The organism is Lacrimispora struthionigena, from assembly GCF_048627165.1.
Taxonomy (GTDB): Bacteria; Bacillota; Clostridia; order Lachnospirales; family Lachnospiraceae; genus Lacrimispora.
Window position 1 is genome coordinate 1475214 of record NZ_JBMBWP010000002.1, and the last position, 13256, is coordinate 1488469.

Annotated in this window: 11 protein-coding genes; 5 read left to right on the top strand and 6 right to left on the bottom strand. The window is 43.3% G+C overall.

From position 1 onward, the window contains the following. Positions 1–13: 13 nt before the first annotated feature. The 5 genes from ACOAOT_RS16020 to ACOAOT_RS16040 all read left to right on the top strand — a co-directional run bounded on the left by ACOAOT_RS16020 (position 14) and on the right by ACOAOT_RS16040 (position 5563). Positions 14–1189, top strand: coding sequence for a BMP family lipoprotein (locus ACOAOT_RS16020; protein WP_420217916.1), 1176 nt, complete (start codon positions 14–16; stop codon positions 1187–1189). A 186-nt stretch (positions 1190–1375) separates the two neighbouring features. Beyond that, positions 1376–2911 carry an ABC transporter ATP-binding protein gene (locus ACOAOT_RS16025; protein WP_349668567.1) on the top strand — a complete coding sequence of 512 codons (1536 nt, stop codon included), beginning with the start codon at positions 1376–1378 and terminating at the stop codon, positions 2909–2911. Continuing rightward, positions 2908–4017: an ABC transporter permease gene (locus tag ACOAOT_RS16030; RefSeq protein ID WP_420217917.1), complete on the top strand. Its 1110-nt coding sequence runs from the start codon at positions 2908–2910 to the stop codon at positions 4015–4017. Before ACOAOT_RS16025 ends, ACOAOT_RS16030 begins: the two co-directional genes overlap by 4 nt. Further along, complete coding sequence (locus tag ACOAOT_RS16035) at positions 4014–4967, top strand: ABC transporter permease (RefSeq protein WP_420217918.1); 954 nt, start codon at positions 4014–4016, stop codon at positions 4965–4967. The genes ACOAOT_RS16030 and ACOAOT_RS16035 overlap by 4 nt, the downstream gene beginning before the upstream one ends. A gap of 131 nt (positions 4968–5098) precedes the next feature. Then, positions 5099–5563, top strand: a complete 465-nt coding sequence (locus ACOAOT_RS16040) for a cupin domain-containing protein (RefSeq protein WP_420217919.1) — start codon at positions 5099–5101, stop codon at positions 5561–5563. Positions 5564–5617: 54 nt separating this feature from the next. Here ACOAOT_RS16040 and ACOAOT_RS16045 read toward each other — a convergent pair whose 3' ends face one another. From ACOAOT_RS16045 to ACOAOT_RS16070, 6 genes are all read right to left on the bottom strand, one after another. Next, positions 5618–7006 (bottom strand): glycine--tRNA ligase, encoded by a 1389-nt coding sequence (locus ACOAOT_RS16045; protein WP_420217920.1) that lies wholly within the window; start codon positions 7004–7006, stop codon positions 5618–5620. A 14-nt stretch (positions 7007–7020) separates the two neighbouring features. Next, positions 7021–7650 carry a hypothetical protein gene (locus tag ACOAOT_RS16050; RefSeq protein ID WP_420217922.1) on the bottom strand — a complete coding sequence of 210 codons (630 nt, stop codon included), beginning with the start codon at positions 7648–7650 and terminating at the stop codon, positions 7021–7023. Positions 7651–7715: 65 nt separating this feature from the next. Continuing rightward, the gene (gene recO, locus ACOAOT_RS16055; protein ID WP_420217923.1) at positions 7716–8369 is read right to left on the bottom strand and encodes a DNA repair protein RecO; all 654 of its coding nucleotides are present in this window, start codon (positions 8367–8369) and stop codon (positions 7716–7718) included. 15 nt (positions 8370–8384) lie between these two features. Next, positions 8385–9290, bottom strand: a complete 906-nt coding sequence (era, locus tag ACOAOT_RS16060; protein ID WP_420217924.1) for a GTPase Era — start codon at positions 9288–9290, stop codon at positions 8385–8387. Positions 9291–9307: 17 nt separating this feature from the next. Beyond that, the gene (locus ACOAOT_RS16065; RefSeq protein ID WP_420217925.1) at positions 9308–12232 is read right to left on the bottom strand and encodes an insulinase family protein; all 2925 of its coding nucleotides are present in this window, start codon (positions 12230–12232) and stop codon (positions 9308–9310) included. Between the two features lie 34 nt (positions 12233–12266). After that, positions 12267–13091 (bottom strand): YdcF family protein, encoded by an 825-nt coding sequence (locus ACOAOT_RS16070; RefSeq protein WP_420217926.1) that lies wholly within the window; start codon positions 13089–13091, stop codon positions 12267–12269. Between the last annotated feature and the right edge of the window lie 165 nt (positions 13092–13256).

The following is a 13256-nucleotide window of genomic DNA, read 5'->3' on the forward strand; positions in this document are numbered from 1 at the left end:
GAAAGATCGTATTATGAAAAAAAGAGCTCTCGCATTAGCCATGGCAGTTATGATGGCCGCAACACTCAGCGCATGTGGTTCCGCTGGCAAAGGAACTGCAACAACTGCTGCTCCATCTGCAGAAGCCACAACTGCTGCAGAAAAACCAGCTGAAACGACAGGTGCTACATCCGTTAAGTCTGATTCTTCAACCGGATATGAACTGGCGCTGGTTACAGACCTTGGTACCATTGATGACAAATCCTTTAACCAGGGTGCATGGGAAGGTATGAAGAAGTACGCAGAAGAGAACAAGATCTCCTATAAGTACTATCAGCCACAGGAAGGTACTACTGATTCTTATTTAGAAACAATTGGACTTGCTATTGAAGGCGGTGCAAAATTAGTAGTATGTCCTGGCTTCTTATTTGAAGAGCCTGTATTCCTTGCTCAGGAGCAGTACAAAGACGTTCACTTCATTCTTCTTGACGGAGTTCCTCATAACGCAGACTACTCAGAATATAAGACAGAATCCAATGTTATGCCAATCCTGTTCCAGGAAGATGAGCCTGGATTCTTAGCAGGCTATGCAGCAGTAAAAGAAGATTACACAAAGCTTGGTTTCTTAGGTGGTATGGCTGTTCCTGCAGTTATCCGTTATGGTTACGGATTTGCTGAAGGTGCTGATTATGCAGCTAAGGAAATGGGCATCGACGGCGTTGAAATCATGTACAACTATACAGGTGCTTTCGCTGCAACTCCAGAGGCTCAGTCTATGGCTGCATCCTGGTATCAGAACGGAACTGACGTAATCTTTGGCTGCGGCGGTGCTGTTGGTAACTCTGTTATGGCTGCTGCTCAGGAAAAAGGCAAAAAGGTAATCGGTGTTGACGTTGACCAGAGCTATGAATCTGAGACAGTCATCACTTCTGCCATGAAACAGCTTTCCGTATCTGTATACGACGGCGTAAAAGCTTTCTATGACAACAAGTTCCCAGGCGGCGAGACAAGCATCTTCTCCGCTAAGAATAACGGTATCGGCCTTCCGATGGAAACATCCAAGTTCACCAAATTCACAAAAGAAGATTACGAAAAAATCTTCACTGAATTAAAGGATGGCAAAGTAACCCTGGTACAGCCTTCTCAGGATAACAACGATCCGAACAAAGACTTAAAGCTTGAAAAAACAAAGATTAACTTTGTAGAATAATCCGCGGGGATAGTGCCCTCCGGGCATACCACGATGTCAGAATTCTGACATAAAAAAGGAAAGGAGATGCCGTTTGATTCACCAGTCAGTAAAGATCTGGTCTCTTACGGCATCTTCTTTTTGCTTTATAACTTTATTAACCGGGTACCGGGCCCCATAGATAGGTACCGTAGTAAGGGGGATTTTATGGACTACATTATTGAGATGCTTCATATCACAAAAGAATTTCCCGGTATTATCGCCAATGATGACATTACACTACAGTTAAAAAAAGGCGAGATACACGCCCTCCTCGGAGAAAATGGAGCAGGCAAATCAACTCTTATGAGTGTATTATTCGGATTATATCAGCCGGAAAAAGGCTCAATCCGGGTTCGTGGTAATGAAGAAAAAATCACTGGTCCGCTGGATGCCAATGCACTTGGTATCGGCATGGTGCACCAGCATTTTAAGCTGGTAGAGAATTTCACAGTCCTGCAGAATATCGTACTGGGCATGGAGACGACAAGACGGGGCTTTTTGAAGATGGATGATGCCCGCAAAAAAGTAATGGAATTAAGTGAAAAATATAAATTGTTTGTAGACCCTGATGCGCTGATATCCGATATTACCGTAGGAATGCAGCAAAGGGTTGAAATTTTAAAAATGCTGTATCGTGATAATGAAATCATGATATTTGATGAACCTACCGCAGTCCTGACTCCTCAGGAAATTGATGAACTGATGCAGATCATGCGGGATCTGGTAAAGGAAGGGAAGTCCATACTGTTCATCACACACAAGCTCAATGAAATCAAGGCGGTAGCAGACCGCTGTTCCGTCCTGCGCCGCGGTAAATATATTGGAACCGTAGATGTTGCTGATACTACGCGGGAAGAGATGTCAGAGATGATGGTTGGCCGTAAGGTAAACTTAACCATTAGTAAAAAAGCGTCCGAGCCTGGTGAAGTAGTTCTGGAAGTAAAAGATTTATCTGTAGAAGCCAAACGGGAAGGACAAACCAAAAAGCTGGTTCATGATGTGTCATTTCAGGTAAGGAGAGGTGAGATTGTCTGTATCGCCGGTATTGACGGCAATGGACAGACAGAGCTGGTTCATGCAATCACCGGTATTTCGGATCCCAGCTCCGGTACTGTCACCATTAACGGGGAGGATATGACGAAAAAAAGTATCCGCTACAAAAATACCCATGGTCTCTCCCACATCCCCGAAGACCGTCATAAACATGGACTGGTACTGGAATACAATCTGGCATACAACCTGGTTCTCCAGCAGTATTTTGACAAAGAATTTCAGAGCGGCACATTTTTAAAGAATGACCAGATCTATGACTATGCACAAAAACTGATTGAAAATTATGATATTCGAAGCAGCGAAGGGGCATTTACCACGACCCGCAGCATGTCCGGCGGCAATCAGCAGAAAGCGATTGTAGCAAGAGAAATTTCCAAAGGTCCGGATATTCTCCTTGCAGTTCAGCCTACCAGAGGTCTGGATGTTGGTGCCATTGAATACATTCACAACCAGCTGGTAAAGCAGCGTGACGCAGGTGCCGCTATTTTACTGGTATCTCTGGAATTAGATGAAGTTATGAATTTAAGCGACCGGATTTTAGTCATGTTTGAAGGCGGAATCGTTGCCGACTTAGATCCTGAGAACATTACCGTTCAGGAATTAGGTCTTTATATGGCAGGCGCTAAGAAAGAAGGTGGCACACTATGAAACCGAAACAGATAAAAGATCATACAGGCATCCTCTCTTCCATATTCGCTATTATTCTGGGACTCATTGTAGGGCTGATTATCTTGTTTCTGTGTAATCCAGAGCAGGCACTTCCCGGATTTGCTACGATTTTAAGCGGAGCCTTCACCCACGAAGCCAAAGGTGTGGGTCAGGTATTTTATTATGCCACACCCATTATTCTTACCGGTCTTTCCGTTGGATTTGCATTTAAAACCGGACTTTTTAACATCGGTACTCCCGGCCAGTTTATTATAGGAGGCTTCGGTGCGGTTTATGTTGGAATTCTCTGGACCTCTCTCGGCCCGGCTCACTGGATTGTAGCTCTGGCAGCAAGTGTAATCCTTGGCGCCTTATGGGGGCTGGTACCAGGTATTTTAAAAGCGTACTACAACGTAAATGAGGTTATCGCCTCTATTATGATGAACTATATTGGTATGTATCTGGTAAACTGGATTACGAAAAGCTATAAGCCGCTGTTTAACAATTTAAGAAACGAATCCAAGAATGTGGCCAATACAGCTAATATCCCCAAGATGGGTCTGGATAAGATTTTCCCGGGTTCCAGTGTTAACGGGGGAATTATCATCGCGATTCTGGTGGTAATCCTTATATGGGTTATTTTAAATAAGACTACATTCGGATATGAATTAAAAGCAGTGGGCTTTAACCGTGATGCCAGCAAATATGCAGGAATCAATGAAAAGAAAAGCATCATTCTTTCCATGGTAATCGCCGGTGCTATTGCAGGACTTGCAGGAGGTCTTTTATTCCTTGCAGGAACCGGAAAGCATATTGAGATTAAAGACGTACTTCCTTCCGAAGGATTTACAGGTATTTCTGTTGCACTCCTTGGTTTAAACAACCCCATCGGCGTTCTGTTCTCTGGTATCTTCATTGCATACCTGACAGCCGGCGGCTTTTACTTACAGCTGTTTGAGTTCTCCACAGAAATTATCGATATCATCGTTGCAGTTATTATCTATTTCAGCGCATTTGCCCTGATGGTAAAAATCATTATGGCAAAGTTCGTTGGACAGAAAAATGGAAAAACTGACGAAACTGGGAAAGGAGGAAAGAAATCATGAGTGTCATTTATTTTATTTTTCAGCAGACCATGTATTTCATGATTCCTCTCATGATCGTTGCACTTGGAGCCATGTTTTCCGAGCGAAGCGGTATTATTAACATCGCTTTGGAAGGTATTATGACCATGGGAGCATTTACCGGAATCCTGTTTTTAAATTTTACAGGCAACAGTATGAGCGGCCAGCTTCAGCTGATTATGGCCATATTAATATCCATGGGCACTGGAATGATCTTCTCTTTGTTCCATGCTTATGCATCCATTAACATGAAATCAAACCAGGTTATCAGCGGTACTGCTCTTAATATGTTTGCTCCTGCTTTTGCAGTATTCGTAGCCCGTGTTATTCAGGGTGTTCAACAGGTTCCATTTAACAATACTTTCCGTATCACCTCGGTTCCTGTACTTGGCAGTATCCCATTTATCGGACCTCTTTTATTCCAGAACGCCTATATTACCACCTACGTGGGAATTTTAATCTTTGTATTATCTGCCGTTGTGCTTTACCGCACACGATTTGGTTTAAGGCTTCGGGCATGCGGAGAACACCCACAGGCAGCGGATTCTGCGGGAATTAACGTTTACCGTATGCAGTATGCAGGAGTATTAATCTCCGGTGCTCTGGGCGGTCTGGGAGGTCTGGTATTTGTAGTTCCTACTTCCACCAACTTTAATGCAGATGTGGCAGGATACGGTTTCCTGGCATTGGCGGTATTAATCTTTGGTCAGTGGAAACCAGTCAATATCATGCTGTGTTCCCTCTTCTTTGGACTGATGAAAGCGGTGGCTTCCTCTTATTCCGGAATTCCATTCTTAAGTGCTCTGGGAATTCCAAGTTACTTCTACAAAATGGTTCCTTATATCATTACATTAATCGTATTGGTATTTACCTCAAGAAATTCCCAGGCTCCAAAAGCGGAAGGAATTCCATACGACAAAGGTCAGAGATAACAAATATGCCGCAGGACTGGATAAATCTATTGGATTTACCGCCTGCGGCTTTTTTCTTTGTCTGATCCGGTGTCACTGAACGATCTCTGTACCATATAATACATTACTAAAATGAAAAGAGTGATGTTTCCATGTCCGACTGTAATTCTTTTTGTAACTCCACCTGTAATGAACGCTCCTATTATTCCTGGGATGCCAGCGACTACGGGCCTTCACCTCTCATTCTTAATATCAATCATGATACATTAAGAAATCCTTCCTTTCGAACAACAAGATGGACAGGAGAACATATGCAGCTTACTTTTATGAGTATTCCTGTGGGGTATGATATAGGTGCAGAAAGCCACCCAGGTCAGGATCAGTATTTTTGCGTTGTAGATGGAGATGGAATCATTTATATGGGGGATAGTCCATATGACCTGTTTTATTCCCAGCCTGTTGATAATGGCTGTGCGGTTTTAATTCCAGCCAATATCTGGCACAATCTGATCAATACCGGTGACCGGCCCCTGAAAATCTATTGTATCTATGCACCAATTGTCCATCTGCCGGAAACGGTACACTGGACCAAACGAGACTCTGATTTGGAAAAGTGAAGGCAAAAAATCCGGAAGAAAATCTTTAAAAAGATTCTCCTCCGGATTCTGTAATTAGAAATGGAACTTATCTTCAAAGTAGCTTTTAAGCTCTGCAATTGGAACTCTTACCTGATCCATGGTATCACGGTCACGAACGGTTACTGCGTGATCTTCTTCTGAATCAAAGTCATAGGTAATGCAGAATGGAGTACCGATCTCATCCTGTCTTCTATAACGTTTACCAATGTTTCCTCTGTCGTCAAATTCACAATTATAATATTTACGCAGTTCATCAAATACTTTTTCTGCACCTTCATTTAATTTCTTGGATAATGGAAGTACACCAATCTTAACCGGTGCGATTGCCGGATGGAAACGAAGCACGGTACGTACATCACCTTCGGCAATCTCTTCTTCATCGTAAGCTGCGCAAAGGAATGCCAGTGTTACACGGTCAGCTCCTAAAGAAGGCTCGATTACATATGGAATATAACGCTCTTTCTTCTCATCATCAAAATAGGTTAAGTCCTGACCGGAAGTGTTCTGATGCTGGGTTAAGTCGTAATCAGTTCTGTCTGCAATACCCCATAACTCGCCCCAGCCAAATGGGAATAAAAATTCGATATCAGAGGTAGCTTTGCTGTAGAAAGAAAGCTCTTCCTGCTCATGATCTCTGACACGCATCTCATCCTCTTTCATGCCTAAGTTCTTTAACCAGCTGACACAGAATTCTTTCCAATATGCAAACCACTCTAAATCTGTATCCGGTTCACAGAAGAACTCCAGCTCCATCTGCTCAAATTCTCTGGTACGGAATGTAAAGTTTCCAGGAGTGATCTCATTACGGAAGGATTTACCAATCTGTCCGATTCCGAAAGGAATCTTCTTACGGGAAGTTCTCTGTACATTCTTAAAGTTTACAAAAATACCCTGAGCAGTCTCTGGTCTTAAATAAACAGTATTCTTCGCATCTTCGGTAACTCCCTGAAAGGTCTTGAACATTAAGTTAAACTGACGAATATCGGTAAAATCATGTTTTCCACAGCTTGGGCAGCAGATATTTTTTTCATCGATGTACTGTTTCATCTCTTCCTGAGACCATGCGTCAACAGAACCTTCTATTGTGATTCCATGTTCGCCCATGTAATCCTCAATCAGTTTGTCTGCGCGGAAACGTTCCTTACATGCCTTGCAGTCCATGAGAGGGTCGGAAAAACCGCCTAAATGGCCGGAAGCGATCCAGGTCTGGGAATTCATCAGGATAGCACAGTCCACACCAACGTTATATGGACTTTCCTGTATGAACTTCTGCCACCAGGCTTTCTTAACATTGTTCTTTAATTCCACTCCCAGATTGCCGTAATCCCAGGTATTTGCAAGACCTCCGTATATTTCAGAACCTGGATATACGAATCCTCTTGACTTTGCCAGTCCCACTATCTTTTCCATTGTCTTTTCCATGATCTTAACCTCTCTTATTTAAAAATAATGTAGCTTTTTCCCTTTGTTGTCTGTACAGTATGACTGTCCTTTATCACCACATTGTCGGAAACAAACAGAATCTTACCCTGGGTCTGTATGGTAACGGGATTGGCTGATGTCACAACAACCGCCTGGCTCGTTCCTTTCTTGGATACTGCCTTATCATCCGCTTTTTTACCATCCGAAGCTTTTATAAAGGTTACTTTTTCTGATTGACTCTGACTATATACTTCAGACAGCTTATTTACCTCTATGGATTCTACCAGATTGGCTTTATCTTCATACTGGGTTGTAAATCCAATCAACGCATCAGCAGTAGCGTAATGAAACACCATCTTGGCTGTTCCCTTATCCAGTGTGCAGGAGTCTAAGGTGACCTGATTCTGCCCGTTGGCTCCGTTATACTGAGAAACTGCCTCTTCCAGAAATGCCTTCAGTTCATCCCCATTATAATAGTCCTGCTGCGCATAAGATTCCACCGTTGCAGTCTGAAGGGTTCCTTCTTCTGTTACAAAGATTCTGCTGCTCTCTGAATTTAAGGTGCTGCTGCCGCCATTACCAAGACAGCCTGTCAGCATGCCCGCAGTCAGCAAAACAGCAAGAACCGCTTTCCTTTTCTTCATCCAATTTCCTCCTGCATTGGCACATATGAGAGCATTATACCAAATGCTGCCTTTCATTTCAATACTTAACTCCCCATCATCGTCTGCAAAATATCCAGAGAATGAAACTCACGGTCAACGTACCGCTTTTTATTGATTTCCACACAGCGGGAGAACTCGATGAGCACCGATTCCGTCAGGGTAAAGGTATATAAATGCTCGATTGGGGAACCGATGACATACTCCCATGCATAGTTCGCCGAATCACTGACCTGACGCGGTGGTTTCTCTGTATATTCCCCGCTTAATACCATGGCCTTCAGCTCGAAAATCCGCAGAACCAGCTGGTTATCCAAAGCAGGCTTTAAAAGAGCCCGTACCGACTGGTATAAAAGCTTTAACAGTCCGGTCCCATCTATGTTTTCCCTGGAATAGTAATCGGTAAATTCCAGAAAGTAAGAGCCATAGCAGGTACATTCCATATCAGCTGACAGTTCATCAAAATAATTGGAAATTTCCGCAGACTGAAGTGTGTAGGAATCCCTGCCGGCGTAAAGGGAAAACTGGCCAAAGGCAAAGGGCCTGCTCACCGCCATAAACGGATTGCCCGGCCTCCTTGCACCTCTGGCAAATGCGGTAATTTTCCCTCTTTCCCTGGTCAGTATCACAAGACGCTTATCCATCTCTCCTACTGGAGAAACCTTTAATACCATTCCCGTCAGTTTCTCTGTTTCCCTCAATTTCTACCACCGTTTTTAAATATCCTTCTGGCTATACCCATAATTTTTCATATACAGTTCACTGTCACGCCACTCTTTGCGAACCTTGACCCACAGCTGTAAATTCACCTTCGTCTCCAGCTGGGATTCGATCTCTCTTCGTGCTGCGCTTCCAATTCTTTTTAACATGGCGCCGCCTTTTCCAATGATGATTCCCTTGTGGGATTCCCGTTCACAGATAATATTGGCTTCGATATCCATGATTCCGTTGTCCCGCTCCTTCATTTTCTCTACTGTTACTGCAATTCCGTGAGGAATCTCATCGTTTAAAAGCCTAAGCGCCTTTTCTCTTATCAGTTCTGCGCAGATCTGACGCATGGGCTGATCAGTCACCGTGTCTTCATCGTAATACTGTGGGCCTTCCGGAAGATACTTATAAATCAGCTCCAGCATTAAATCCGTATTCTTATCCTTTAATGCGGATACCGGAACGATTTCTGCAAACTTGCAGATATCTTTATAGGCGTTTATAAATGTGAGAATCTCTTCCTGGTTCTTCACGGTATCAATCTTGTTAATTACTAAGATTACCGGTGTCTTTACCTGGTTCAACTGCTCGGCGATATGCTGCTCTCCTGCACCGATAAAGGTGGAAGGCTCTACCAGCCACAGAACTACATCCACTTCCTTTAATGTATGTTCTGCAACATTCACCATATACTCTCCCAGCTTGTTTTTCGCCTTGTGGATTCCCGGAGTATCATGGAATATAATCTGCCCCCTGTCATCCGTATATACGGTCTGAATCTTGTTCCTTGTTGTCTGCGGCTTGTCGGAAGTAATAGCAATCTTCTGCCCGATTAAATGATTCATCAGAGTAGATTTTCCCACATTTGGGCGCCCGATTAAAGAAACGAAGCCAGATTTATAATTTTGATCCATATAGATTCTCCTTTGTGTTATGAGTGGAATAAGTTCTTTGTCTCTGCAAACATAGAGCTTTCCGCTGCGATTTTTTCTTCATTACCAATGACACAGAGACTGCCGGTGCTTAATACCGCTTTTACGATAGGAGCCAGTCTTCTGATATCTTCCTGTGATGCATTTAATACTTCTTTCCGCTCTTTTTCCATCATTTCACTGGTCACGCCTGATAAATAGGCGGACAGACCGCGGTTTCCCTTGGTAGACGGCGGATAGGGGACATCCATATCACTGATGGTTCCGATTACGTATTTGGTCATATCCCGATCTTCGACCTGGAAGTTTTCTAAATATTCCACCACACCTTCGTAGATCTGGTTTGTCTCTTTTAAGTTAGGATCCCGGTAAGAAGCAAAATAGCCTTCGCCGGAACGCCCGAATCCGCTCATGCAGCCGTAAGCGCCTCCCTTGACTCTCAAATTGATCCAAAGGTAGTCATAGCTTAAAATGACTTTTAAGATCTTCAATGCTCCCGTATACTCCATTCCAGTGCCTGCAAAGGTTCCGCATCTTGCCACATAGTTGACCTGGGAAGCGGTTGTGAAGCCTTCGTTTCTGTTGCCTGACGGGTAGAGGAATGAATACCGTTTTTCGTCTCCAGCAGGCAGCCCATCCGTCAGCTTTTTCATTGCATCAGGCAGAAGGGCATAACCTTCTTTATCTGCTGTATAGCTGACCAGCATATTGCCGGTTGTAAAAAGCTTTTTCACCACAGACTGAAATCTGGCTATAAATGTTTTCTTATCAGCCGGATATTCTTTATCCAGCTTTTCCAAAAATTCATAATAACCGATTCCGCCAGTTATATCATTAAAGTAGGAAGCTGAGGAAAAATAGGATGTAGCTCTCGCCACTGCCGCCGAATGGCAGGCACCCTCCAGCTTCATTCTTGCTCTGGATCTGGTTTCGCTGATTACCTCACCCACCCGCTTTTCATCATCTAAAAGAGAACGGGTCAGTATTTCATTTAAAATAGAAAATCCGAAATCAATTTTATCATAGAGCACTCTTGCACTTGCCATGAAGTAGCCTTTAAACTGACCTCTGTTTTGTAAATCAGGATAAGAGGTGACACTAAAGCTAACACCGCCGCTGTTTAAATGGATCTCACTGGCTAAATCTCCGTAAGTGTAATTCTCAGTATTTACATATCCAAGCAGGGATTTTAAAAATCCTACATAAGGTAAATCCTCCATCGGCAGAACCGATGTATCAAACAGTACTTTCAGGTAACCAATACCGGAGCTGAACATCTCATGATGAAGAACCTTAACTCCATGGACCTCCTTCTCTTCCCAGATAATCTCCTCCGGCTCCCTGCTGATATCTTCTCTGGCAAGCATGGGGATCTTTTCCAAATCCTCCTGGGGAGACGGGTTTTCCTGATATTCCCTTAACGCTTTTGTCTGAATAATTAACCGGTCAATCTTTTCTTCGGAAAGAGATGCCTTATATTCAGCAAGCTTTGCGGCTGTTTTTCTGTCTTCTTCCGCTGTTAAGTTCTTTTTCGGGCTGACGGTCAATACTGCCTCAAAGGGATTATCTAACAGATACTCTCTGATCAGCTGTTCAAAATAGCCGTCATCCACTACTTTCTTTAAATAATCAAAGGTGGCCTGATACTGTAAATGCATCATGGGATCACCATCATAAAGCCAGCTGTCCATACACTGAAGTCCATACATCAGCCCCTTTGGTGCGGAACCGTAATCTGCTTCCCGATAACGGAATTCATAGTAATTCATGCCTGCCTTTAAACTCTTTTTGTTAATGCCCTCATCTGCCAGCTTTCTTAAGGTTCCTTTGACAACTGCAAGGAATTCTCCCAGCTGTTCTTTGTTGGCATTCTTTGCAATCACCGTAAAATACGGCTGCAAAATTCCGCTGTCATATCCACCAAGAATATCCTGACCAATTCCTGCATCAATCAGTGCCTGCTTTAAAGGAGCACCTGGCGCATCAAGAAGGGTATATTCAAGAATCTGGAATGCCACATACAGTTTGGGGTCTAAATCGGTACCCACTACGGTATTGATGGAAAGATAGGTGGCGTTTTCTTCAGATTCCCCTTCTGTTATGGAATAGTATGTCTCTTCCTGTACCGGATGTTCAAACGGTTTCTGTCTCTCAATTCTGGAATCAACCTCTGCCTGATCATAGTGGCTTAAATACTCACGGTCCAGCCATGTAAGCTTCTCTTCCATATCCATATCGCCGTAAAGGTAAATATAACTGTTGGATGGGTGATAATACTTTCTGTGGAAATTTAAAAACTCCTCATATGTGAGATCCGGGATAAAGGATGGATCTCCGCCGGATTCCTGACCATAGCAGTTATCCGGGAAAAGTACCTTTCTGGTAAAACGGTCAAGAACTTCTTCCGGAGAGGAAAAAGCACCTTTCATTTCGTTGTAAACCACTCCGTTGTAGATTAAATCCGAGTCTTTCTCTTCCAGCTCATAATGCCAGCCTTCCTGCATAAAGATTTTCTCTTCTTTATAAATGTTGGGATGAAGTACTGCATCCATATAGACATTCATCAGGTTGTGAAAATCCTTTTCATTGCAGCTGGCAACCGGGTAAACAGTTTTATCCGGATAAGTCATGGCATTTAAGAAAGTATTAAGAGAACCTTTGACCAATTCCACAAACGGGTCTTTTACAGGGAACTGATCAGAACCACATAAAACGCTGTGTTCCAGAATGTGTGCCACTCCGGTGCTGTCCGCCGGAGGAGTCCTGAATCCAATGTTAAATACCTTATTATCATCGTCACACGGTATAATGAAAATTCTTGCTCCGCTTTTCTTATGATGGAGTACGCATCCTGTTGCGTTTAACTCCTCAATTTCTTTTTCCTCCACAACCTCATAGGCTGCAAGTTTTTTTAATTGATTCATATATGATTTCTTCCTCCTGCAAATTCTGTATTAATTACATATTGCCCACTAATTTGTCTTTTAATATAGCCGCGCATTCTCTGACGCAAAAATGTAGAAAAAGAACAGGATCGGATCCGCAGGATATTCCGTAAATATCAGGAATCCCCCATTTTTTAGCAATTTGCTGGGCGCGAAATACGTGAAAATCACTGGTCAGCACTCCCACTCTTATGGGTTTATCGGGCACCTCTTCAAATGCCCCCGGAACCACAATGCCCGGGCTGTTTAACCGGCTGGCCTTTTTCCTTGCCTGGTCCTCTTCAATGGCAACACGGCTGTACGCAATATTCTCAACCGTGCTGAAAGAACGGGTCTCTAAAATAAGCTGTTCTTCTCTAACACCATTATAAATCAGATAGTCTCTCATAGCCTCTGCCTCGGCAACCGGCTCATCTTCTCCTTTGGCACCGGATAAAACGAGAATGGTGCCTGGGTTCTTATCCACATACTCCACCGCCTTGTCCAGGCGTTTTTTTAAGGATTTTGTAATTCCTGTCTCCTTTACTTTCGCCCCCAGAACGATCACATAGTCCAGATTCGAGGTATCACGGACAGCCACACCTGTAAATACCAGAATTTCAACCACAGCAAACACTAAAATGCCGGTGCAGCACATGGTGGCAGCTGAAACCGGAACCCACAAAGGCACCTTATCCTTATGCTTTATATAAGTTTCCCATCCTCCTGCCAATAACATGCATATGGCGGCAAAAAACAGCCAGATCAGGGAAAATGATGTGGTTATACCGGAATAAACCACGATCACGATATAATAAATGACACATATAACTGCTGTCAGCCACAAAATCCATATCATACGTAAGCCTCCGCTCTGTCAGCTTCTATTTTAATTAAACTGATTTAGACATTCTATAGCATACCACAATATGGCAGTTTCTACAACAACCACCCGGTTTTGCTATAAAAGAAAAACACCATCCGGCAGTTAACCTGCCATGCCGGACAGTGCTTGAATTCTGTT

Coding starts and splice junctions, on each gene's coding strand:
- ACOAOT_RS16020 (WP_420217916.1), top strand. CDS start 14: ATGAAAAAAAGAGCTCTCGCATTAGCCATGGCAGTTATGATGGCCGCA.
- ACOAOT_RS16025 (WP_349668567.1), top strand. CDS start 1,376: ATGGACTACATTATTGAGATGCTTCATATCACAAAAGAATTTCCCGGT.
- ACOAOT_RS16030 (WP_420217917.1), top strand. CDS start 2,908: ATGAAACCGAAACAGATAAAAGATCATACAGGCATCCTCTCTTCCATA.
- ACOAOT_RS16035 (WP_420217918.1), top strand. CDS start 4,014: ATGAGTGTCATTTATTTTATTTTTCAGCAGACCATGTATTTCATGATT.
- ACOAOT_RS16040 (WP_420217919.1), top strand. CDS start 5,099: ATGTCCGACTGTAATTCTTTTTGTAACTCCACCTGTAATGAACGCTCC.
- ACOAOT_RS16045 (WP_420217920.1), bottom strand. CDS start 7,006: ATGGAAAAGACAATGGAAAAGATAGTGGGACTGGCAAAGTCAAGAGGA.
- ACOAOT_RS16050 (WP_420217922.1), bottom strand. CDS start 7,650: ATGAAGAAAAGGAAAGCGGTTCTTGCTGTTTTGCTGACTGCGGGCATG.
- era (WP_420217924.1), bottom strand. CDS start 9,290: ATGGATCAAAATTATAAATCTGGCTTCGTTTCTTTAATCGGGCGCCCA.
- ACOAOT_RS16065 (WP_420217925.1), bottom strand. CDS start 12,232: ATGAATCAATTAAAAAAACTTGCAGCCTATGAGGTTGTGGAGGAAAAA.
- ACOAOT_RS16070 (WP_420217926.1), bottom strand. CDS start 13,091: ATGATATGGATTTTGTGGCTGACAGCAGTTATATGTGTCATTTATTAT.